This window comes from Streptomyces sp. Inha503 (assembly GCF_047215865.1).
Taxonomy (GTDB): Bacteria; Actinomycetota; Actinomycetes; order Streptomycetales; family Streptomycetaceae; genus Streptomyces; species Streptomyces lycopersici.
The window spans coordinates 1,041,820-1,063,885 of the sequence record NZ_CP178360.1; the positions used below are offsets into that span (position 1 = coordinate 1,041,820).

The 22,066-nt window shown below is 71.0% G+C and carries 22 protein-coding genes; 12 read left to right on the plus strand and 10 right to left on the minus strand.

The genetic code is table 11. From position 1 onward, the window contains the following. Positions 1-95: 95 nt before the first annotated feature. From ACJX2R_RS04750 to htpG, 7 genes are all read left to right on the plus strand, one after another. Positions 96-1,157, plus strand: coding sequence for an aldo/keto reductase (locus ACJX2R_RS04750; protein WP_413098913.1), 1,062 nt, complete (start codon positions 96-98; stop codon positions 1,155-1,157). A 97-nt stretch (positions 1,158-1,254) separates the two neighbouring features. Beyond that, positions 1,255-1,962 carry a dienelactone hydrolase family protein gene (locus ACJX2R_RS04755; protein WP_413098914.1) on the plus strand — a complete coding sequence of 236 codons (708 nt, stop codon included), beginning with the start codon at positions 1,255-1,257 and terminating at the stop codon, positions 1,960-1,962. 188 nt (positions 1,963-2,150) lie between these two features. After that, the gene (locus ACJX2R_RS04760; RefSeq protein ID WP_413098915.1) at positions 2,151-2,828 is read left to right on the plus strand and encodes a hypothetical protein; all 678 of its coding nucleotides are present in this window, start codon (positions 2,151-2,153) and stop codon (positions 2,826-2,828) included. Positions 2,829-3,033: 205 nt separating this feature from the next. Then, positions 3,034-3,207, plus strand: coding sequence for a hypothetical protein (locus tag ACJX2R_RS04765; RefSeq protein ID WP_413098916.1), 174 nt, complete (start codon positions 3,034-3,036; stop codon positions 3,205-3,207). A 149-nt stretch (positions 3,208-3,356) separates the two neighbouring features. Next, positions 3,357-3,803 carry a nitroreductase family deazaflavin-dependent oxidoreductase gene (locus ACJX2R_RS04770; RefSeq protein ID WP_413098917.1) on the plus strand — a complete coding sequence of 149 codons (447 nt, stop codon included), beginning with the start codon at positions 3,357-3,359 and terminating at the stop codon, positions 3,801-3,803. A 143-nt stretch (positions 3,804-3,946) separates the two neighbouring features. Then, positions 3,947-4,102: a hypothetical protein gene (locus tag ACJX2R_RS04775; protein WP_413098918.1), complete on the plus strand. Its 156-nt coding sequence runs from the start codon at positions 3,947-3,949 to the stop codon at positions 4,100-4,102. Positions 4,103-4,273: 171 nt separating this feature from the next. Then, a complete protein-coding gene (gene htpG / locus ACJX2R_RS04780; protein WP_413098919.1) occupies positions 4,274-6,223 on the plus strand; it encodes a molecular chaperone HtpG in 1,950 nt (649 codons plus the stop codon). 58 nt (positions 6,224-6,281) lie between these two features. Here the strand turns inward: htpG and ACJX2R_RS04785 are convergent, their stop codons facing one another. Beyond that, positions 6,282-6,932, minus strand: coding sequence for a TetR/AcrR family transcriptional regulator (locus ACJX2R_RS04785; protein WP_413098920.1), 651 nt, complete (start codon positions 6,930-6,932; stop codon positions 6,282-6,284). Between the two features lie 35 nt (positions 6,933-6,967). On the opposite strand from ACJX2R_RS04785, the gene ACJX2R_RS04790 reads away from it, so the two are divergent. Continuing rightward, positions 6,968-7,918, plus strand: a complete 951-nt coding sequence (locus ACJX2R_RS04790) for a threonine/serine dehydratase (protein WP_413098921.1) — start codon at positions 6,968-6,970, stop codon at positions 7,916-7,918. 63 nt (positions 7,919-7,981) lie between these two features. Here ACJX2R_RS04790 and ACJX2R_RS04795 read toward each other — a convergent pair whose 3' ends face one another. Beyond that, positions 7,982-8,464 (minus strand): VOC family protein, encoded by a 483-nt coding sequence (locus tag ACJX2R_RS04795; protein WP_413098922.1) that lies wholly within the window; start codon positions 8,462-8,464, stop codon positions 7,982-7,984. A gap of 58 nt (positions 8,465-8,522) precedes the next feature. Then, a complete protein-coding gene (locus ACJX2R_RS04800) occupies positions 8,523-9,257 on the minus strand; it encodes a MerR family transcriptional regulator (RefSeq protein WP_413098923.1) in 735 nt (244 codons plus the stop codon). Positions 9,258-9,392: 135 nt separating this feature from the next. Here ACJX2R_RS04800 and ACJX2R_RS04805 point away from each other — a divergent pair, with 135 nt between their 5' ends. After that, complete coding sequence (locus ACJX2R_RS04805) at positions 9,393-11,642, plus strand: ATP-binding cassette domain-containing protein (protein ID WP_413098924.1); 2,250 nt, start codon at positions 9,393-9,395, stop codon at positions 11,640-11,642. Positions 11,643-11,708: 66 nt separating this feature from the next. On the opposite strand, the gene ACJX2R_RS04810 is transcribed toward ACJX2R_RS04805, so the two are convergent. The 3 genes from ACJX2R_RS04810 to ACJX2R_RS04820 are packed head-to-tail and all read right to left on the minus strand — an operon-like array spanning position 11,709 to position 15,575. Next, complete coding sequence (locus tag ACJX2R_RS04810) at positions 11,709-13,265, minus strand: PTS ascorbate transporter subunit IIC (protein WP_413098925.1); 1,557 nt, start codon at positions 13,263-13,265, stop codon at positions 11,709-11,711. A 23-nt stretch (positions 13,266-13,288) separates the two neighbouring features. Further along, positions 13,289-14,110 carry a PTS sugar transporter subunit IIA gene (locus tag ACJX2R_RS04815; RefSeq protein ID WP_413098926.1) on the minus strand — a complete coding sequence of 274 codons (822 nt, stop codon included), beginning with the start codon at positions 14,108-14,110 and terminating at the stop codon, positions 13,289-13,291. A 28-nt stretch (positions 14,111-14,138) separates the two neighbouring features. Further along, positions 14,139-15,575, minus strand: coding sequence for an MFS transporter (locus tag ACJX2R_RS04820; protein ID WP_413098927.1), 1,437 nt, complete (start codon positions 15,573-15,575; stop codon positions 14,139-14,141). A gap of 56 nt (positions 15,576-15,631) precedes the next feature. Between ACJX2R_RS04820 and ACJX2R_RS04825 the strand changes: the two genes are divergently transcribed. Beyond that, positions 15,632-16,213 (plus strand): CGNR zinc finger domain-containing protein, encoded by a 582-nt coding sequence (locus ACJX2R_RS04825; RefSeq protein WP_413098928.1) that lies wholly within the window; start codon positions 15,632-15,634, stop codon positions 16,211-16,213. Between the two features lie 23 nt (positions 16,214-16,236). Here ACJX2R_RS04825 and ACJX2R_RS04830 read toward each other — a convergent pair whose 3' ends face one another. The 3 genes from ACJX2R_RS04830 to ACJX2R_RS04840 form a co-directional block, all read right to left on the minus strand. Next, a complete protein-coding gene (locus tag ACJX2R_RS04830) occupies positions 16,237-17,835 on the minus strand; it encodes a cation acetate symporter (RefSeq protein ID WP_413098929.1) in 1,599 nt (532 codons plus the stop codon). Continuing rightward, entirely contained in the window at positions 17,832-18,176 is a 345-nt protein-coding gene (locus ACJX2R_RS04835; RefSeq protein ID WP_413098930.1) for a hypothetical protein, read from the minus strand. The genes ACJX2R_RS04830 and ACJX2R_RS04835 overlap by 4 nt, the downstream gene beginning before the upstream one ends. A gap of 168 nt (positions 18,177-18,344) precedes the next feature. Beyond that, a complete protein-coding gene (locus ACJX2R_RS04840) occupies positions 18,345-19,703 on the minus strand; it encodes a PucR family transcriptional regulator (RefSeq protein WP_413098931.1) in 1,359 nt (452 codons plus the stop codon). Between the two features lie 269 nt (positions 19,704-19,972). On the opposite strand from ACJX2R_RS04840, the gene ACJX2R_RS04845 reads away from it, so the two are divergent. Continuing rightward, complete coding sequence (locus ACJX2R_RS04845; RefSeq protein ID WP_413098932.1) at positions 19,973-20,422, plus strand: nuclear transport factor 2 family protein; 450 nt, start codon at positions 19,973-19,975, stop codon at positions 20,420-20,422. 112 nt (positions 20,423-20,534) lie between these two features. On the opposite strand, the gene ACJX2R_RS04850 is transcribed toward ACJX2R_RS04845, so the two are convergent. Then, positions 20,535-20,987: a spore-associated protein A gene (locus ACJX2R_RS04850; protein WP_262698210.1), complete on the minus strand. Its 453-nt coding sequence runs from the start codon at positions 20,985-20,987 to the stop codon at positions 20,535-20,537. A 196-nt stretch (positions 20,988-21,183) separates the two neighbouring features. Here ACJX2R_RS04850 and ACJX2R_RS04855 point away from each other — a divergent pair, with 196 nt between their 5' ends. Further along, on the plus strand, positions 21,184-22,050 hold the full coding sequence (locus tag ACJX2R_RS04855; protein ID WP_413098933.1) for a lytic polysaccharide monooxygenase: 867 nt from the start codon (positions 21,184-21,186) through the stop codon (positions 22,048-22,050). The last annotated feature ends 16 nt before the right edge of the window (positions 22,051-22,066 follow it).

The window sequence follows — 22,066 nt, forward strand, 5'->3', positions numbered from 1 at the left end:
GGCGACCGCCGCCACACCCGGCGAGTTGCCCTGGAGCGCTCTTCAACTCCTAGCGTCGTCGCACGTCATCACACGACCGACGCAAGGGGACCACCGTGCGCTGCACACTGTTCGGCAGGACCGGCCTCCGGGTGAGCGAGCTGAGCCTGGGTGCCATGACCTTCGGCGAGGACTGGGGCTGGGGAGCCGCCAAGGAGACCAGCCGGCGGCTGCTGGACCTCTACGCGGACACGGGCGGCAACTTCATCGACACCGCCAACAACTACACCGGCGGCAGTTCGGAGGCCATCCTCGGCGAGCTGCTCGAGGGCCGCCGGGAAGGTTTCGTCCTGGCCAGCAAGTACACCTGCGCCACCCGTAAGGGCGATGTGAACGCGGCGGGCAATCACCGCAAGAACCTGGTGCGTTCGGTGGAGGACAGCCTGGAGCGGCTGCGCACCGACCGCCTCGATGTCCTGTGGGTACACGCCCGGGACAACTTCACCCCCGTGGAGGAGGTGATGCGGGCGCTCGACGATCTGGTGCGGGCCGGAAAGGTGCTGTACCTCGGGGTGTCCGACTGGCCCGCCTGGGAGATCGCCCAGGCCTGCACGCTCGCGGAGCTGCGCGGCTGGACCTGCTTCGCGGGCTCACAGCTGCGCTACAACCTGCTGGAGCGCACCCCAGAGCGCGAACTCCTGCCCCAGGCGCGCGCCTTCGACCAGGCCGTGCTGGCGTGGGGCCCGCTCGCGGGCGGCAAGCTCACCGGCAAGTACCGCCGTGGCGAGCCGGGACGGCTGACCACCCACAGCACCTGGGACGACCGCACGGAACACAACGAGGAGGCCACCATCACCGCGGTACTGGAGATCGCCGAACAGGGCGGCTGGACCCCGGCCCAGGTGGCGCTGGCCTGGCTGCGCGGCCGCCCCGGCACCGTGATCCCGATCGTCGGCGTCACCCGGGAGTCCCAGCTAGCCGACGCCCTCGGATCCCTCGACATCCGGCTCGACGCCGCCGCGGTGGCACGGCTGGACGAGGTCAGCGCGGTGCCGCTGGGCTTCCCGCATGACTTCGTACGGGACCCGGGCATCACCGAGAACATCTACGGCGACCGCTGGGCCGAGATCGACGACCGCCGCTCCACCCACCGCCGCGCCACGAGCGGAATCCTCTAGGCGCCCGTGGTGGCGGCGCGCGCCGCGCCCCGGTGGCGCGGGCCGTCCCTACGATGGGTGGGGCCACCGACGATCGGTACGACAGGAGCGATCCGCCATGTCCGAAGCCCCGAAGCCGACCGGCTCCCCCGCCCGCCGACACGTCACCTTCCCCAGTGCCGGAGCCACCGCGCACGGCTACCTCACGCTGCCACCGTCCGGGCGGGGCCCCGGGCTGATCGTCATTCAGGAGTGGTGGGGCCTTGACCATCACATCGCCGATGTCACCGACCGGCTGGCCCGCGAGGGCTTCGTCGCGCTGGCGCCCGATCTGTACGGGGGCAACGTCGCCCATGACGCCGACGAGGCGTACCGGATGATGCGGGAACTGCCGGTGGGGCGCGGAGTCGAGCTGCTCTCCGGGGCGGTGGACCATCTCCTCGGCCGGCCCGAGGTCACCTCCGCCACCGTGGGGGCGGTCGGCTTCTGCATGGGCGGCGGCTTCGTGCTGTATCTGGCCGCCGCCGATTCCCGGGTCAGCGCGGCGGTGCCCTTCTACGGCGTCATCCAGGGCGAGCTGCCGGACTTCTCGGGACTGCGGGCCGACGTCCTCGGCCATTTCGGGGAGAACGACAACACCATTCCGCTGGACGATCTGGAGCGGCTGCGCCGGGTCATGCGGGAGGAGTCCGGCGTGGAGCCGGATTTCCGGCTCTACCCCGCGGGTCACGCCTTCTTCAATGACGAGCGCCCGTCCTATCACGCGGAATCCGCGGCCTCCGCCTGGCAGAGCACGCTGGGTTTCCTGCACCAGCGGCTGGACTGATGAAATCCGCTCACCTCCGGAAAGGGCCTTAAGGCTTCATGAAGCCTTAAGGCCCTTTTAAGGTCGAGCCCGGAGAACCCGCCACCGTTCAATTCTCAACCACATTTCCCCGAAAATTTCCGCCCGGCCCTGAGACGACTCCCGCATCCGCCCGTATGGCATGGCGGACAGCTCGAAAAGGAGTCGACATGACACGCAAAAGGACGCTCAGCGGCAAGAAGAAGCTTGGCCTGCTGATCGGTTCGCTGGCCCTGGCGGGCACCGGCGCCGGGGTGCTGGCCGCCACCAGTAACGCCAGCACCGAGGGCGCGGCACAGTCCTCGACGGCCTGTGCCGGACTGGAGCAGGCACTGGCCAACAACGAGAAGTTCATCGCCGATCAGCAGGCCAATCCGGATGCGCAGTCGCAGGCGCGGATAGCCAACCGGCAGGCCGTCATCGAGGAGATCAAGCGGAAGCAGCAGGCCTCGGGATGCGCCGTCGACGAGGGCGCGGGCCAGGCGGAGGGGGCCGCGGGCCAGGACGAGGCAGCCGCTCCGGCCGGGGGCGGCGCCTCCGCTTCGGCTTCCGCGCCGGCGGGGGGCTCGGACTCCGGCGCCGGTGACGCCGGCGCCTCCGGCGAGGTCGTCTGCGCGGGGTCGACCGTCACCCTGTCCGGCGAGGGCGGGGCCCCGGCCGCCTCCAGCGATGAGTTCCCGGTCGGCACCAAGCTCAAGGTGACCAATCTCGACAACGACAAGTCGACAACCGTCTCCGTCACCTCGACCTCGGGCAGCTGCGCCCTGCTCAACAACGCCGCCTTCGAGCAGGTCCGTGAGCCGGGCAAATTCCTGATCCGCAACGCGCGCATCGAACGCGTGGGCTGAACCGGCCACACCGGCCGCCGATCGCCGGGCGGCGGCCGGTGTACGGCGGCCGGTGTGCCGCGGGGGTGCACACCGGCCGTTCGGCGATCCGTCCCACACGGGCGCGAACCATCGATCTGACCGCCATGTCCGACTGTGACCGGTATCGCAGGGTGAGTCCGCCGCGCCTGGGTACCCGCTGGCCATGAACAGAAATGAGCAGCCAATGCTCACTCCCGATCTGCCGCCGGTCGTCGACGTACCGGACCTGACCTTCCCTCCTCAGGGACGTCACTCCGATGAGTCGAAGCGCGCAGCGGAGCGGGACGGTGACCAGGAAACCCCCACCTCCACCCCCGCCCCCTCGCCCTCCCCCGGCCGGCGCCGCTTGGCGGCATGACGGACACCCCCGACCCATGGCCGATCCCCTCGCAGCGCCGCCCCGGCGGCCGGAGCCGCCGGGATGATCTCGCGCACTCCCCGTGTTGACCATCCACACGGGGAAGACGCAAGGCGAGTCTTCGCACACGAGACAAGGGGACGGACATCATGCCGTTGCAGGGTGAGTACGAGCCGAGCCCGGAGAAGTTCGTACGCGATCAGGTCGAGCTGATCGAGAGTTCCGGTGGCACCGAGGGCACGACCATGCGGGGCATGCCCGTGGTCGTCCTGACCACGCTGGGCGCGAAGAGCGGGAAGATCCGCAAGACCCCGCTGATGCGGGTGGAGCACAACGGCACCTATGCCGTCGTCGCCTCGCTGGGCGGCTCCCCCAAACACCCGGTCTGGTACCACAACATCGTGGCCGACCCGCGGGTCGAGTTGCAGGACGGCCCGCTGCGGCAGGACATGACCGCGCGCGAGGTCACCGGCGAGGAGAAGGCCCGGTGGTGGGAGCGCGCCGTCGAGGCATACCCGGACTACGCCGACTACCAGACGAAGACCGACCGCCAGATCCCGGTCTTCGTGCTGGAGGCGGCGGCCACCGCGCACTGACCCCCGGGGCCCGGCGCGTTCCGGCGCGCCGGGCGCCCGTCGATCACCGGGAGCCCCCCTGTGATCGACGTCAAAGCATGCCTGTTTGATAGATCGGGTAGCCGGGAGCCGACCCGGAATCCGTACCCAAGGAAGTGCGCCACATGACCGCGACAGACAAATCAGACTTCATGCCCATCTACGACAGCCTCGTGGCGGAGCACGGCGACGTCCCCGCGGAGGCCCGGGAGGCGGCCGAGGAAATCCAGCGCGAGGCCGCAGAGGCCCTGGACTGGAGCAAGGTGCGCGGCGGCGGCTGACGCGCTCCGGCCCCGCCGCCCGGCCCCGCCGCCCGGGGCCACCGTATGCGGCTCCGTGAGCGGCCGTCCGTCATCTGCCCGGAAGGCCGCTCGACACCCCTCACCTTCGATAAGCTGCTGATGACGCACCGTGCTTGATGGCGTCGACACTTATCTCACGAGGGGAAACAGTTGACTACAGGGGTCGAGACTTTCGAGTTTCAGGTCGAGGCACGACAGCTTCTGCAGTTGATGATCCATTCGATCTACTCGAACAAGGACGTCTTTCTGCGCGAGCTCATCTCCAACGCTTCCGACGCGCTGGACAGACTGCGCCTCGAATCGCTCCGCGACGAAAACCTCCAGGCGGACACCTCTGATCTCCATATCGCGATCGAGATCGACCGGGAGTCGCGCACGCTGACCGTCCGCGACAATGGCATCGGCATGTCGCATGAGGGGGTCGTGGAGCTCATCGGCACCATCGCGAACTCCGGCACCGCGAAATTCCTCAAGGAGCTGCGGGAGTCGAAGGACGCGGCCGCTTCCGCGGATCTCATCGGGCAGTTCGGAGTGGGCTTCTACTCCAGCTTCATGGTGGCCGACGAGGTGACCATGGAGACCTGTCACGCCGGGGAGAGCCAGGGCACCCGCTGGGTCTCCAGCGGCGAGGGCACCTACACGATCGAGCCGCTCGACGACGCCCCCCAGGGCACCTCCGTGACGCTGAAGCTCAAGGCGGAGGACACCGAGGACCACCTCTACGACTACGCGTCGCCCTGGAAGATCCGGGAAATCGTCAAGCAGCACTCGGACTTCATCACCTGGCCCATCAGGATGGCCCCCGCCCAGGCCCCGGCCGCGGCGGACGAGGCGGAGCAGACGGAGGAGGAGGGCGACGAGAAGGCGCCCGAACTCGAGACCGTCAACTCGATGAAGGCGCTGTGGGCCCGGCCCAAGGACGAGGTCACCGACGAGGAATACCACGAGTTCTACAAGCACATCAGCCATGACTGGGTCGATCCGCTCGAGACCATCCGCATGCAGGCGGAGGGCACCTTCGAATACCAGTCGCTGCTGTTCATTCCGGCCCGGGCCCCGCAGGACCTGTATATGCAGGACCGCAAGCGGGGTGTGCAGCTCTATGTGAAGCGCGTCTTCATCATGGACGACTGCGAAGCGCTGATGCCGGAATACCTCCGCTTCGTCAAGGGCGTGGTGGACGCCGCGGACCTCTCGCTGAACGTCTCGCGGGAAACCCTTCAGCAGGACCGCCAGATTCAGCTGATGCGGCGCCGTCTGGTGAAGAAGGTGCTCTCCACGGTGAAGGACATCATGTCCTCCGACGCGGAGCGCTACGCGACCTTCTGGAAGGAATTCGGCCGCGTTCTCAAGGAAGGTCTCCTCAGCGATCTGGAGAACCGCGAGGCGATCCTCGAGGTGTGTTCGTTCGCCTCGACCCATGACGCCGAGCAGCCGACCACACTGCGCGGTTATGCCGAGCGCATGAAGGACGGGCAGGAGCACATCTACTACATGACCGGCGAGTCCCGGGCAATCGTGGAGAGCTCCCCCCATATGGAGGCGTTCCGGGACAAGGGCTTCGAGGTGCTCCTCCTCACCGACCCCATCGACGAGCTGTGGGTCGACGCCGTGCCGGAGTTCGACGGCAAGCAGCTCCGTTCCATCGCCAAGGGACAGGTCGACCTCGACTCCCAGGAGGAGAAGGACGAGGAGGCGGAGGCCGAGCGGGAGCAGCGGCAGAAGGACTTCGCCGAGCTGCTCTCCTGGATGACGTCGACGCTGAGCGAGCAGGTCAAGGAGGTGCGGCTGTCCTCGCGGCTGACCACCTCCCCGGCCTGCATCGTCGGGGACACCTTCGATGTCACCCCGGCCCTGGCGAACATCTACCGCTCGATGGGCCAGAACCTGCCCGAGATCAAGCGCATCCTGGAGTTGAACCCGACCCATCCGCTGGTCAGCGGATTGCGCAAGGCCCACGCCGAGCGCAAGGACGACAGCGGTCTCGGGGAGACGGCCGAGCTGCTCTACAGCATGGCGCTGCTCGCCGAGGGCGGTGAGCTGAGCGATCCGTCGCGCTTCATCAAGCTGGTGGCGGAGCGGGTGCAGCAGACGCTGTAGCCACGCCTCGGCATGCGGCGGGGCGGGCCCACTCGGGGCCCGCCCCGCTTCGCGTCGGTCACCGTCCGGGACAGGCCGCCGCGGAGGCGTCGATCAGCTGCCGCAGCGCGCCGTGGTAGACCTCGTGGTCGGTCAGGGCGGGCAGGACGACGTCCAGGTTTCCGGTGAGGGCCGGGAAGTCCTCGGGGTCCAGCGCGGCGAGCGCGGTGCGCGCGGCGGTGCGGACCCGCTTGGCGTCGCGGTGGTCGACGAAGGCCACGGCGCCGAGGGTGAGCAGATACAGCCGCCGGTAGACCCGGACCGCCGCCTCGGGGGTCATTCCGGCGGCGATGTTGTGCGCCAGCTGCGGCTCCACGAGGCGGCTCAGCAGATGCGGCCCCCACCACGCGCGGCCCGACCGCAGCGCCACAAGACCGGGGTGCTCGATCAGCACCTCGTAGAACGCGGCGAAGCGGGCCTCGGTGGCGGTGGCCCAGTCCTGGTCCTGCCCCACCAGCGGCATCCGTGCGGCCAGCCGGTCCGCGCACGCGTTCACCAGTCCGTCGAAGTCGCCGCAGCGGCGGAAGACCGTGGCGTGGGAGACCCCCAGCAGCTGCGCCACCCTGCGGAAGCTCAGCGACTCGGGCCCCTCGTCGTCGACGACGGTCAGGGCGGCCTCGGCGATGGCCTCCAGGGTGGGCTGGTCGGCTCGGTCCCGGTTGTTTCGCACACCCCGAGCGTACCAGTGGTTGTTACAGTGTTTCAGTGACTGTTTCCATTGAGGACGTAACAGCCGCGGCCCAGCGGGTCGCGGGACATATCCGACCCGTGGCGCTCGCGCCGGTGGAGCAGGGGGCGTGGGGCGCGGCCGAGGGATGGCTGGCCCTGGAGTTCCTCCAGTACACGGGGACCTTCAAGGCACGGGGCGCGTTCAACTTCATCAGGGCCCACCGGGAGGCGGGCACCCTGCCGGACGCGGGTGCCGTCATCGCCTCGGGTGGAAACGCCGGGCTGGCGTGCGCCTGGGCGGCCGCCCGGCACTCCGTGCCCGCCACCGTGTTCGTGCCCGAGACCGCGCCCGCGGTGAAGGTGGACCGGCTGCGCCGGCTCGGCGCCGAGGTCCATCAGATCGGCACCGAGTACGCCGACGCGCGGGACGCCGCTCAGAAGCACGCCGCCGAGACGGGTGCCCTGCTGTCCCACGCCTACGACCACCCGCTGATCGCCGCCGGGGCGGGCACCGTGATGGAGGAGATCCTCCAGGCCCGGCCCGACCTGGACACCGTGGTGGTGGCGGTCGGGGGCGGCGGGCTGTTCACCGGGGTCGCGGTGTCCGCCCTGGAGCGCGGGGTGGGGGTCGTCGCCGTGGAGCCGTACGGATGCCGCGCCTTGAACGCCGCGCTGGAGGCCGGTGCGGTGGTCGACGTCCCGGTGGACTCGGTGGCGGCGGACTCGCTCGGAGCCCGCCATGTGTCCTCGGCCGCCCTGGAGTGGGCCCGTAAGGACGGGGTGCGGTCCGTCCTGGTGTCCGACGAGGCGATCGTCTCCGCGCGCCAGGCACTGTGGGACGACCGCAGGATCGCGGTCGAGCACGCGGCTGCCACGGCGCTGTCGGCCCTGGTCTCCGGGGCCTACCGGCCGCGGCCCGGGGATAAGGTCGCCGTGCTGCTCTGCGGGGCCAACACCGACCCCGCGGACCTCATCCACGGCCGCTAGGCCGGACGCGCCCGTACGGCAGCCTGACCGGATGCCGTACGGGCCGCCGCCCGCCACGATGGACTACGCGCCGTCGTACGCCGCCTGAAGCGCGGCGATGTCGAGCTTGCCCATCTTCATCATCGCCTCGGTGGCCCCCTTGGCCTTCCGCGGGTCCGCGTCGGCGATCATGCTGAGCAGGGCGGTGGGGACGATCTGCCAGGACACCCCGAACTTGTCCTTCACCCAGCCGCAGGGGCCCTCCTCGCCGCCCTCGGAGAGCTTGCTCCAGTAGTAGTCCACCTCGTCCTGGTCCGCGCAGTGGACCTGGAAGGAGATGGCCTCGTTGAAGGTGAACTGCGGCCCGCCGTTGAGCCCCACGAACTTGTGCCCGTTGGCCTCGAACTCGACGGTCAGCACGCTCCCCGCCGGACCGCCGGGCTCGACCCCGGTGTAGTGGGTGATCCGTCCGAGCCTGGAGTTCTTGAAGATCGAGATGTAGTGCTGCGCCGCCTCTTCGGCTTGGCCGTCGAACCACAGGCACGTGGTGAATCCGTCGCTGGCCATCGGTACCTCCTGCGTTGGGGAGCCTTTACCCCCTACAGACCGCTCCCCCGCCGGAAACTCATCGGTCCCCGGCCGACGCGTTTTCGGTGAGGTAGTGATGCAGCCGGCAGGAGCCCTCGAGCATCGCCGTGGCGCGCTGGGCCAGCCCCTCCTGACGTCGGGCGATGACCGTGCGCAGGGCCTCGCTGCTCCCCGTGCGGCGCAGGCCGTCGAGGACGGGCCGGATCTGGGGCAGCGGATAGCGGACCTGGCGCAGCAGATCGACCATCCGGGCGTCCCGGACGTCGGACGGCCCGTAGACGCGGTAGCCGGTGCTCCGGTCGCGCCGCGGGCGCAGCAGCCCGGCGGACTCCCACACCCGCAGGGCCGAGGTGCGCAACCCCAGCCGGGCGGCCACCTCGCCGATGCGCAGCGGCCCGGAGCGTGACGGCGCCGAGGTGTCCGGGGTCTGCTCGGCGACCGCTTCGAGCGCCTTCCCCGCCGCCTCGAGGGAGAGCCGCTGCTCATGGAGGGCGGCGTGTCCGGCGTTGACCAGGGTGAGCACCAGGGCGACATCCTCGTCGTGGACGGCCCGCATGACCGCGCGGGCGGTCTCCGCGCCGTATCCCGGCATCAGGGCCCGGTAGGTCACCAGGGCTCTGCGGTGCCGGTCGTCGAGTCTGCGGTATCCGGCGGGGGTGCGGGTGGCCGGGGGCAGGATGCCGGCGTCGACGTAGTTGCGGATCTGCTGGGTGGAGACACCCGCCATACGGGCCAGATCGACGGGGCGCAGCGCGGCGTCCGTACGGCTCACGGTTCGTCACCTTCGGGTCGAGGGTTCACGGGCGAGTTGAAGGTTAGCGTCGACTCCATCGCGGTGTGTCCGGCGGGGGTTGGGCGGAAGGCCGGGAAAAGTCTCAACGTGGACTTCAATGAAACACTTGAAGGCATGGATGTCAGCGAAATCAAGGTCCGTGGCGCCAGGGAGAACAATCTCCGGGGCGTGAGTGTGAACATTCCCAAGCAGCGGCTCACGGTCTTCACCGGTGTCTCCGGATCCGGAAAGTCCTCGCTCGTCTTCGACACCATCGCCGCGGAGTCGAGGCGGCTGATCAATGAGACCTATACGGCGTTCGTCCAGAACTTCATGCCGACGCTCGGCCGTCCGGACGTCGACTCGCTGCGCAATCTGAGCGCGGCGATCATCGTGGACCAGGAGCCGATGGGCGCCAACTCCCGTTCCACCGTGGGCACCGCCACCGATGCCCACACCCTGCTGCGGATCCTGTTCAGCCGGATCGGAAGCCCGTATGTCGGCCCTCCCCTCGCCTTCAGCTTCAACACCGCCGAGGGCATGTGTCCGCGGTGCGAGGGGCTCGGCCGGGTCACCGACATCGACATCGGCCAACTCATCGACAGGGAGAAGTCGTTGAAGGAGGGGGCGATCACCGTCCCCGGATTCGAGGTGGACAGCTGGCACTGGCAGGTTATGGCGGCCTCCGGCCTTTTCGACCCCGATACCAAGCTCCGGGACTACACCCCGGACCAGTGGGAGGACTTCCTCCACAAACCGGCCACCAAGATCAAGGTGGGGAAGAACAACCTCACCTACGAGGGGCTGGTGACCAAGGTCTGCCGGCAGTACCTGGCGAAGGACCGGGAGACGATGCAGCCGCGCCTGCGCGCGTTCGCCGACCGGGCCATGAGCCTGACCGAGTGCCCCGAGTGTGAGGGCGCCCGGCTGTGCGAGGCCGTACGGTCCTGCCGGATCGACGGCCGCTCCATCGCGGACTGCTCGGCCCAGCAGATCAGCGATCTGGCGGAGTTCGTACGCGGGATCCGGGACGATTCCGTCGGGCCGGTGCTGGAGAGCCTGCGCGCGCTCCTCGACTCACTGGTCGAGATCGGCCTGGGGTATCTGAGCCTGGACCGGGAGTCCGGCACCCTGTCCGGCGGCGAGGCCCAGCGGGTGCGGATGGTCCGGCATCTGGGCTCCAGCCTGACCGATGTCACCTATGTCTTCGACGAGCCCACGGTGGGCCTGCACCCGCATGACATCGAGCGCATGAACCGGCTGCTGCTCCAACTGCGGGACAAGGGCAACACGGTGCTGGTCGTGGAGCACAAACCGGAGACCATCCGGATCGCCGACCATGTGGTGGATCTGGGGCCCGGCGCCGGGGTGGCGGGTGGGCGGATCTGCTATCAGGGCGATCTGGCGGGCCTGCGCGCCTCCGACACCCTGACCGGGCGCTGTCTGGACCACCGGGTGCGGCTGCGGGAGAAGGTGCGGCAGCCCACCGGGCGACTGCCGGTCCGGGGCGCCCGGTTGCACAATCTGCGGGATGTGAGCGTGGACATCCCGCTCGGTGTGCTCACCGTCGTCACCGGTGTCGCCGGATCGGGCAAGAGCTCCCTGATCCATGGGTCGCTGTCCGGGCGGGAGGAGGTGATCGTCGCGGACCAGTCGGCGATCCGTGGCTCCCGCCGCAGCAATCCGGCCACCTATACGGGGCTCCTCGATCCGATCCGGACGGCGTTCGCCAAGGCCAACCGCGTCAAACCGGGGCTGTTCAGCGCCAATTCGGAGGGCGCCTGCCCGCGGTGCAAGGGCATCGGGCTGATCTACACCGACCTCGCCATGATGGCCGAGGTGGCCTCGGTGTGCGAGGACTGCGAGGGGAAGCGGTTCCGGCCCGAGGTGCTGACGTACCGGCTGCGCGGGCGGAACATCAGCGATGTCCTGGGCATGTCGGTGGCCGAGGCACTGGAGTTCTTCACCACCGGTCAGGCCCGGGTGATCCTGGACCGGCTGGCCGCGGTGGGGCTGGGCTATCTGGCGCTTGGCCAGCCGCTCACCACGCTCTCCGGGGGTGAGCGCCAGCGGCTGAAGCTGGCCATCCACATGGCGCGCAGCGGCACGACATACGTCCTGGACGAGCCGACCACCGGACTGCACCTGGCCGATGTGGACCAGCTGCTCGCCCTGCTCGACCGGCTTGTCGACACGGGCAACACGGTCGTCGTCATCGAACACCACCTGGCCGTGATGGCCCATGCGGACTGGATCGTCGACATGGGCCCGGGGGCGGGGCACGACGGCGGCCAGGTGGTGTTCACCGGGACCCCCGCCGACCTCGTGGACACCGGTGGCTCCCTCACCGCCGTCCACCTGCGCGACTACGTCAAGCGAACCTGAGCCCCCGCCCCGGTGGACCCCGCCCCGGTGGTTCCGTCGGCGGGACCACCGGGGCGGCACGGCGGGTCAGGGCGCGGGCGGAGGCGCTGGAGCGCCCGCGGGCGGCGGGATCTTGGCGTAGGCGGCCGTGGTGGTGCCCGTCTCGGCGGGCGCCACCACGCTCTCGCGCGGCATCAGGGCGTCGCGCGCCGCGCCCGGGTCCCAGCCGGTGTCGACCACCCGCTTCTGGACCAGGATCGCGGCCCCGAGGACCGCGAGGCCGAGCAGCACGATGACCACGAGCCCGGCGGCGCCACCGGCCTTGTCCGCGTTGCCGATGAGCGCGCCGAACCAGCCGAAGTCGGCGTCGCCGAATGTGGTGTTCTGGTCGCCGAACGCGCCGAGCACCTTGAGCAGCAGGGCGGGGAGGAAGGTGATGAGCAGCCCGTTGAGGAACGCCCCCACCACCGCGCCGCGCCGGCCGCCGGTCGCGTTGCCGTAGACCCCGGCGGCGCCACCGGTGAAGAAGTGCGGCACCAGACCGGGCAGCACCAGGGCGAGGCCGAAGGCCGGGTTGAAAATCCAAGTGAGCAGGGCCAGCCCGATCAGCCCGCCGGTGAAGCTGGAGATGAAGCCGATCAGCACCGCGTTCTGCGCGTACGGGAAGACGATGGGCGCGTCCAGCGCGGGCAGGGCGCCGGGGACGACCTTCTGTGCGATCCCCTGGAAGGCGGGGACCAGCTCACCGAGGATCGTACGGACGCCGAAGAGGATCACCGCGACGGCGATGCCGAACTGGAGCCCCTGCATCACGGACTGCATCAGATAGTTGCCGGTGTCGGTGGCCACGGCGCCGCCGGTGCCGGTGGCGAATGCCTTGAAGGCGGCCTTCTGCCCCTCCTTGACGAGCAGGAGGACCGCCATGACCAGGTAGATCAGCAGCATCGACAGGGCGGTGGCCACCATCGAGTCGCGCAGGAAGCGCAGCCCCTCGGGCAGCTTCATCTCCTCGGTGGAGCGGCTGCGCTTGCCGACCACCCTTCCGGCCGCGCCCGCCACGATGTAACCGGCCGTGCCGAAGTGGCCGATGGCGACGGTGTCGCTGCCGGTCACGCGCTTGGTCCAGGGGTGCGCGAACGCGGGCATGGCGACCAGCATGATGCCCAGCAGCACACCGCCGACGGCCACCACGGCGATGGTCGAGCGGCCGCCGCTGGCCAGGACCACGGTCAGCAGCGTGGCCATGAAGAGCATGTGGTGCCCGGTCAGGAAGACATAGCGGAGCGGGGTGAACCGGGCCAGCAGCAGGCTGACCACGAAGCCCAGGATCATCAGCCAGGCGACCCGGGAGCCGAACTGGTCCTGGGCGATGCCGACGATGGCCTCGTTGGTGGGGATGACGCCATGGGCGCCGGTGACGCCCTGGATCATGGTGCCCAACGGGGCGAGGGAGTCGGTGACCAGCCCCGCTCCCGCGCCGATCAGCAGAAAGCCGAGGGTCGCCTTGATGGCGCCGCCGATGATCTGCCCGGTGCTCTTCTTCATCGCGATGAGTCCGACGGCGGTGATGATGCCGATCAGATACGCGGGCTCGCTCAGAATCTCATTGACGAGAAACGTGGCAAGGGTGACAAACCAGCCCATGGTGCTTCCTCAGTCCCCGTCGTTCAGACGTCGTACGTGTCCCGGAGCACCGCGTCCACCTCGGCGGTGCTGGTGAAGTCCTGGACGACCTTGACCGGCCGTCCCACATCGCCCAGGGTCCTGGCGATCTCACGGGAGGTGAGCAGCGCCACGGCCTCGGACGCCTTGCCCTTCGCGGAGATGGTGTCGGTGGCCTCCACGGTGACGAACCTCGACCAGCCCCAGCGGTCCAGCACCCGCTCCAGGGTGTTCTTGAGGAACAGGCTGGTGCCGACGCCATTGCCGCAGACGGTGAGGATCTTGTGCAACGAGCCCGCCCGGGGCTCGGCGGGTTCGGAGGTGGTGGCGGGTTCCGAGGTGGCGGCGGGTTCGGACTTCTCGGAGTCGTCCTGCGGCCGCTCCCCGGCCAGTACGGCGTGCAGCGCCTCCGGGGTGGGCGCGGCCGCCAGGGCGGCCGCCGTGCCGGGGTCGCCCAGGAGCCGCGCCAGGCTCGCCATCGCGGAGGTGTGCGCCGCGGAGTCCTGGGCGGCCAGGGCGACGACGAGGGTGACGGGGTCGTTGGACTCATGCCCGAATTCCACGGGCTCGGCGAGCCGGACCCAGGACATCCCGGTGGCCAGCACCGCCGGGGACGGCCGGGAGTGGGCGAAGGCCACACCCGGCGCGATGACGATGTACGGCCCGTTCTCCTCGACGTTGGCGACCATCTCGCGGGTGTACTCGTCGGTGGTGGCTCCCGTTTCCACCATCAGACGGCCGGCGGCGCCTATCGCCTCACGCCAGTCGGCCGCCCGTACGTCGAGCCGGACGGCCTCGACGGGGAGCAGGTCTTTCAGGTCTTCCATGCAGGCCATCCTGCCTGACATGGCTCTGTCACACAGCCCCCGGGGGCGGAAGCGGAGCGACATCCTCCGCAGTGTCCGGCAAGCATACGAAGACGAGAACCGCGAGCGCCTCGCACCCCCCGGCCGCCACCAGAGCGCCGGTCGGCGACCAGGTGGCGAGCGGCCCGGCCAGGGCCGCGCCCAGGGCGAAGCCGGTGATCTTCAGGCTGGCGCCGGTGGTGAAGACCTGGCCGCGCAGCCGCTCGGGCGCCTCCCGGTGGCGGATCGCGAACAACGCCGTGAGCTGAGGCCCCTCGGCGGCGCCGGTGAGCAGCGCGGCGGCGATCAGCGCGGCCGGATGGCCGATGGCCGCGACCAGGGGCGCGAGGACGAGCAGCAGGGTTCCGCCGAGGAGCACGGCGTCCGGGCGCGGTGGGCGGGGGCGGCGGGAGAGGACCGCGTTGGCCACGAGGGCCGATGCGGCGGTGGCGGACAGCAGCAGGGCGCCACGGTCGGCGCCGCCGAGCACGGCCGCACCCAGCGGCGGCCAGCAGGTGAGCAGCGCGCCCTGGCCGACGCAGGAGACGACGGAGGTGGCGGTGGCCCGGGCCAGGGACCGGTTGCGGACGATGGCGCGCAGCCCGGCGGTGAGCTCGGCGACGACGGATGTGGCCGATGACGGAGCCGACGGGGCAGGCCGCGCGGACGCGGGGAGGGCCGAAGACGACGGGGCCGGGGCGGGATGTACGGGCGCGGCCCGTACCGAAGACGACGAGGCCGGAGCGGGCTGCGCGGGCGCAGGCAGCACCGAAGACGACGGCGCCGGGGTGGATGGCGCGAGCGCGGGGAGCACCGAAGGCGACGAGGCCGGAGCGGGGTGCGCGGGCGCGGCCCGCACCGAAGACGACGGCGCCGGGGCGGATGGCGCGGGCGCGGGTAGTGCCCAGGCGGCGGGCAGCGCGAGGCCGATCAGCGCGATGGACACCGCCACGGCGGCCGGTGCCCCGGCCGCCCCCGCGAGCGCCCCGGCGAGCGCGGGCCCCACCAGCGTGGCGATGCTGAACGTCATCGCGTCCAGCGCGGTGGCACGGGGGAGGCCCGCCGACGGTGCCACCCGGGGCAGCTGGGAGGTCCATCCGCCGGACAGGGCCGGTCCCAGCAGCCCCGCGCCCACCGCGAGGAGAACCGTGAGGGCGAACGGCAGCCGCCCCAGGGCCAGGAGGATCACGGCCAGCCCCGCCGCGTAGAGGGCGAGCGCCGCGGCCAGCAGCCGGCCCGGCCGGGCCGAGCGGTCGAGCAGCACGCCGAAAAGCGGTCCGCCGACCGCGGCCGCGGCCATGATGCCCGCCAGCAGCACCGAGCCCGAGGAGGGTGAACCGGTCAGCACCGGCCCGGCCAGCAGCAGTGCGGGACCGGACATCTCGTCCCCCGCCCGGGCGGCGGCCGCCCCGCCCAGATAGCACCCCATTGGGTAACGCTTCACCATGCACAGGACGTTACGGGGCTAACGCAAAACCTCGCCAGGTGCGTTACATTGGCGTCGTGCCACCGCCTTCGAACGACGACTCGTCCACCCGGCATTCGGTGCGGGCCACCGCCCGGCGCACCGCCGCCCTCGTCAACGCCCTGACCGCGGAGCCGAGCCCGGACCCCGCCGCGATCGCCGGGCTTCTGCTCGACCACGGCGAGTCCGGTCCCCTCGAACTCTCCCCCGACGATGTCGCGGGGATGCGCGCCGCCGCGCTGCGGCTGCGCGAGGTGTTCGCCGCCGGTCATGTCGACGAGGCCGCCGGAGTGCTCAACCAGTTGCTGCGGGAGGGCACCGGCCCGCTCCGGCTCAGCTCGCACGACGGCCACTCGCCCTGGCACCCCCACCTGGACAGTGATGACGAGGCGCCCTGGGGCGAGTGGTTCCTCGCCTCCTCGTGCATGGCGCTGACCGTGCTGCTCTGGGAGGGGCAGCGCCCGCCCGGCGGTGTGTGTTCCTCCCCCGGCTGCGGCGATGTCTTCCTGACCATGGGCAGCGGACCCGAGCGCCGCTACTGCTCACGCCGGTGCGCGACCCGTGAGCGGGTGGCCGCCCACCGGCGCGCCAAGGCGAGGGCCGGATCCCGGACTCCGTAAGGGGTCCACAAGGGTTCCTCGCGTCAGCCGGTGTGCATCGCGTAGGGCGTATCCCCACGCGCCGGGCCCTGGACATGCCGGGCCCGCCGTCCGCGGGCCCCGAACCGGGAGCCCAGCCAGCCGAGCAGAAATCCGGCCGGAACGGTGATCAGGCCCGGATTGCGGAGCGGGAACCAGTGGAAGTCGCGCTCGGGGAAGACCGCGAGCGGGTTGCCGGAGATCGCCGGGGAGAAGGCGATGGCCACGGCGGTGAGCAGGAGCCCCCCGTACAGCGCCCAGCGCAGTCCGTCCACCGTGAAGCCGCGCCACAGGGTGCCGTAGAGCACGACCGGCAGCAGGGCCGAGGCGGCGGCCGCGAAGGTGAAGGAGATCAGGACCTGCCGGTTCCAGTGCTGGGTGACGATGGCGAGGACGACCGCCGCGACGCCGACGACCACGATGGCCGTACGGGCCGCGGCCAGCTCCCGGTTGGCCGAGAGCTGGCCCTTGAAGACGACCTTGGCCAGGATGTCATGGGCGAGGGAGGCCGCGGCGGCCAGGGTGAGTCCGGCGACCGCCGCGAGGGTGGTGGCGACGACCGCGCAGGCCACGACGGAGAAGAGCAGGCTCTGGTCGGCCTCCTGCGCCGCCGGGTCCAGGGCGAGGGTCAGCAGCAGCAACGAGTCGCTGCCGGTGGGGTCGGAGGCGCGCAGGGCGCGGGCGCCGACGACGGCGGTGGCTCCGGCGCCCACGATCACGATCAGCCCGAGGATGGTGGTGACCGCGCCCACCGCCCAGGTGGTGGCGGCGCGGGCGGCCCGCATACCGCGGATCGGGTGGAGCCGCATGGTGAGATGGGGCATACAGGCCGCGCCGAGGGCGAGGGTGAGCTGAACACTGATGACGTCCAGGCGGCCGCTGAGGGAGTCCCCGTACTGGCGGCCGGACTGCCAGAAGGCGTCGCCGTAGCCACTGGCGTCGGCCGCGGCGTCGAAGAGGGTGGCCGGGTTCCAGGAGAAGCGCTTCAGCACCAGACAGGCGAGCAGGACGAACGCGGCGAGCAGCAGCACCGTCTTGAGGATCTGGACGAATCCGGTGCCCTTCATCCCGCCGAGGGCGGCGTAGCAGACCATGAGCGAGCCGATGAAGACGGTGCAGCCGGTGACCGCGCCGCTTCCGGGGATGCCGAGCAGCAGGGCCAGCATGGCGCCCGCGCCGTTGAGCTGGACCAGCAGCAGCGGCATGACGACCACCAGCACCACGACGGCGGTGCCGATCCGGGCCGGGCGCTCGCTCAGCCGCTCGGAGAGGACGTCGCCGAGGGTGAACCGCCCCCGTCCGCACAGCGGTCCGGAGAGGACCAGCATGAACATCAGGATGGAGAGCACGGTGGAGGTGGCGATGAGCACCCCGTCGAATCCGGCCAGGGCGATGGTGCCGGTGGTGCTGAGCACGGTGGCGGCGGAGATGTAGTCGCCCGCGATGGCCAGGCCGTTCTGCATCGGGCTGAGCGCGCCGGTGCCCAGGTAGAACTCGGTGGGGTCGTCGTTGCCGGTGGCCGCGAGGATGCACAGCAGGAACGAGACGGCCATGAAGCCCGCGAAGAGCACGAAAGCGAGCGTTCTGGGGTCGAGGAAGCTCACCGCTCCCCCTCCCCCGTGGTGCCCGCCCGGCGATGGGCCCGCGCCAGGACGGTGAGCAGCACCGCCGTGTCCAGGCCGATCAGCACGGCACCCACGGTGAACCCGCCGCCCGCGCCGAGGTTGACGACGCCTTCGGCGGCGCAGTTGACCACCACGGCGGCCACATGACAGGTGAGCGCGGTGCAGGCCGCCCGCGCCGACCAGGGCCACGGCCGCTGCCACGGTGAGCGCCGTGTCGGCGGAGGCGGCGCCGCGGGGCGGGGCGGGAACGTGGCGGTGCGGGGCGCGGTGCGGGGCTCGGCGGACGGGAACGGACCCCAGGGGTGGTCGTGGTCGGACATGTCGCGGCTCCTTGTGCGGGTTCCGTCCCGGGTGGCCGGGACGGAAACGCCACGACAGCAGGTCAGAAGGGTCGCGTACAGCCCAACCGGCGGACCGTGTGACGGGCGCACATGATCGGCGCGGGGCCGTTGTGCACGCCCACATCGGCTCAGGCGGACGGGCGGTTCTCAGGGCGTCAGCAGCCGGTGCGCGGACAGCGCGAGCGACAACTCCATGACCTCGCGCGGGTGGTCCAGCGAACGCCCGGTCAACTGCTCGTAGCGGCGCAGCCGGTTGAGCACCGTGTTGCGGTGGCAGAACAGCAGCCCGCCCGCGCGGCGCGCCGATCCCCCGGCCTCCAGCCAGGCGGCCAGCGTCGTCAGCAGCAGCTCCCGGTCGGCGGACTCCAGGGCCAGGACCGGTCCGAGCATCCGGTCGGCGAGCGCGCTGCCGAGGTCCGGGGAGGACACCACCAGCGCCTCCGGATAGCGCTCCTCCAGCAGCGCCGCCGACCCGGCGGCCGGGCGGGTGCGCAGCGCCGTATCGGCGAGCCGACGGGCGGTGTTGATCGCGGCGAGGCCGGTCACGGCGGGGCTGACCCCGGCCCGTGCGCCGGGTGGCACTTCCAGCCCGCGCACGAGCCGCCCCGGGCCGCTGACGCTGCCGCTGCCGCCGTCGCCGTGTCCGTGGCCATCGCCGTCACCGTCGCAATCGCCGTCGCCGAGCAGCACGATGGCGTGGGCGGTGCCCTCCGCCGTGTGCCAGACCGTCCGGAGTCCGTCGCCCACCTCGACGGAGTGCGGCGTCCGGCACGGTGCGTCGGCGTCCTCCAGCGCCACGACCGCGTAACGCCCCCGCTCGGGCAGGCCGAGGACCTGCTCCGCCTCGGGGAAGTCGCTCACCCGGGCGGTGCCGTCGAGCAGGGCCGCGACGATGATCCGGTAACGGTTCTCCCGGTGCCAGGAGAGCTGCCGCTCGACCTCCTGGTACGCCGTGGCGACGAGGGTGCAGTGCTCGTCGACGAAGTTCCACACATCGGCGGCGACATGGACCAGCGACTGGGCGGCGAGCGGATCCTCCTTCGAGGCGGTCTCCAGGAGTTGTTCCCAGACCACGGTGCAGCCGATGCGGTACGCGTGCAGCAGCGCGTCCAGCGGAAAGCCCTGGGCGGCGCGGTCGGTGCCGATCCGCCACGCGCAGGACCGGGCCGACTCGCGCGTCTCCTTGGGGTGCACCAGCGAGCGCACATTGTGGCTGAGCGAGTCATGGACCTCCCGCCACACCTCGTGCGGGTCCACCACGGCGGAGCGGTAGGCGGGCTCCCGCTCCTTCATCAGCGCGACGATACGGTCCGTCAGCCGTGGCACCTCCTCGATGAGCACCCGGGCGGCACGGTGCAGCAGCGCCACGGTCTCGGCGTCGGCCCGCGACCGGATCGGCGGACGGGCGGCGGGCATCCGGGGCGGCGTCCGGACCCGCTCGGCGGACAGACGGGAGGCGCGGCCCATGGCGGGGACGGAAGCGCGGGAGCCGGTGACTGGGTGCATGAACGTTCCTCCACCTCTGACGGGCAATGCGCAGCTCAACACGGCAGTGAGGCCACGGCCAGGTTTGATACCAGAGCCTGCATGGCTATTGCACCATCGACATACCGGTGGGTCGGTGCCTTCCGCGAATTCTCCCTTCTACCCGCCCTGCGGCGGCGCGAAGCCGGAGCGCGGAGTGGGTCACGGCGCGGACCGGCGCCGGGGGCCACCGTACTGGTGGCCGCGGGATATGCTGTCGATCACTTGAATCTTCGGGGGGAGAGTTCCGCATGCTCGATCGTCTGGCCGTTCATGAGCTGATCCACCGCTGGTGGTTCGCCTTCGACGAGGGGCAGTTCGACGTCTGGCCCGAGCTGCTGACCGAGGACGTCCGCATCACCTCCCGCTCGGACACCGGCGACTCCCCGTACGAGGAGTTCATCGCCTCCGACAACCGGGGCCGCGAGCAGGTGATCGCCTGGCAGCGGCAGCACCGCGAGGCGGCCGGCTATCCGTTGCGCCACAACGCCTCGAACATCCACCTCGAGCGGGTCGACGGCGATGACATCTCGGTGGTGTCGTACATGTACGCCACCACCATCACCGACGGTCAGGTGACCCCGATCGCAAGCGGTGTGGTCCGCTGTGTGGTCCGCTCCGACGGCGCCGCCTACCGCCTCGCGGAGCTCCACATCGTGCTGGACACCCACGCGGTGGCCTTCGCCGAGCGTCAGGCGTAAGCCGGCCGGGGCGGCTCACGCCGCACGACGATGGCGGCGGTCACCTCGAAGAGGTGACCGCCGCTCCCCCGTGTGTTCCCCCGTCGGCTCTGCCGGCCGGGCGGCTTCGGGCTTACCAGCCCTTGGTCACGCGGTAGGCCTTCAGGGATCCGCAGTTCGATCCGTAGGTCCAGGTGGACTGGTTGTCGATGCCCCCGGCCCAGTCCACGCACTTGCCGCGCCCGTCGCCGTACACCGGGCCCGCGTACGAGGTGTACGCGCCGCCGTCCTCGGCCGACTCGTCGGCGCCCTGAACGTACAGGTAGGCGAACATGGGAATCGGCTTGCCCGTGGCGTTCCGGACGGTGACCACGCAGTTCTTGCCCTTGGCGGAGTTGTAGGTGAGGAAGACGGTGCCCTTGGAGCCGATGGGCGCCGAGTTCACCACCTTGTACCCGCTGCCGCACACCCCGTTGTACGAGGCCGTGGCGGCGGCGGACGCCTGGGGCGTCAGGGCCACGGTGCCCGCGATGGCGGTGGCGGTGGCGAGGACCGCGGTGGCGGCCATACGGCGAGAAAGATTCATTTGTCCCCCTTAATGATTCTTCATGGGCGTAGGCGCTGTTTGCGTCTGCCTAGGGAGACATATGGAGATGGCGGATGGTTGTACGCCGTCATGGCCCGGCTCACGGCGGCCCGTTGAACGCACGGGCCGGGCCTCCCGTACTCCCCGGGACGGGCGGACCGCCCGTCCCCGCACCGACCCCGGAGGGCCGCACCGGATGACCTCGTACCGCACCGCCGCCGTGGGCGCTCTTCTCGGGGCCCTCCCCTGTCTGTTCACGGCGCTGGCCGCTCCGCCCGCGCAGGCGCACGGGGCGCCGACGGACCCGGTGAGCCGGACGTTCGCCTGCTCCCCCGAGGGCGGGGGCGCGGCGCGATCGGCGGCGTGCCGGGCGGCCCGAGCCGCGGGCGACCCGGAGGCCGCGGACTGGGACAACCTGCGGATCGCGGGCGTGGCGGGCAAGGACCGGGAGCGGATCCCGGACGGAAAGCTGTGCAGCGGGGGCCTGGAGCCGTACCGGGGTCTGGACCTGCCGCGCGCGGACTGGCCTTCGACGCGGCTGTCGGCCGGGGCGGATCTCACGCTCACCTACCGTTCGACCATCCCGCACACGGGCACCTTCGAGCTGTATCTCACCAAGGAGGGCTACGATCCCAAGCGGCCGCTGAGGTGGTCCGACCTGGAGGCGAAGCCGTTCGCCACGGCCAAGGACCCCACGCTGGTGGACGACGCCTACCGCATCAAGGCCACGCTGCCCGCCGACCGGACCGGCCGTCAGCTGCTCTATACGATCTGGCGGAACACCAGCACCCCGGACACCTACTACTCCTGCTCCGATGTGGTGTTGGGGGCACCGGCGAAGGGCTCCTCGGGCGCAGCCCCGACGTCCGAGGCCGCCGCCCCACCGTCCCGTGCCGCCGCCACGCCCTCCCGTGCCGCCGCCACGCCCTCCCGGGCCGCCTCCTCCGCCGCCGACGAGGGCGACGGCAACACCGCTCCGGTGCTGCTCGCCGGTGGCGCGTCCGTGCTGGTGCTCGGCGCGGGTGTCGCCGCCACCGTACGACGGCGACGCCCGAGTCGCTGACCGGCCCGACCGGCCT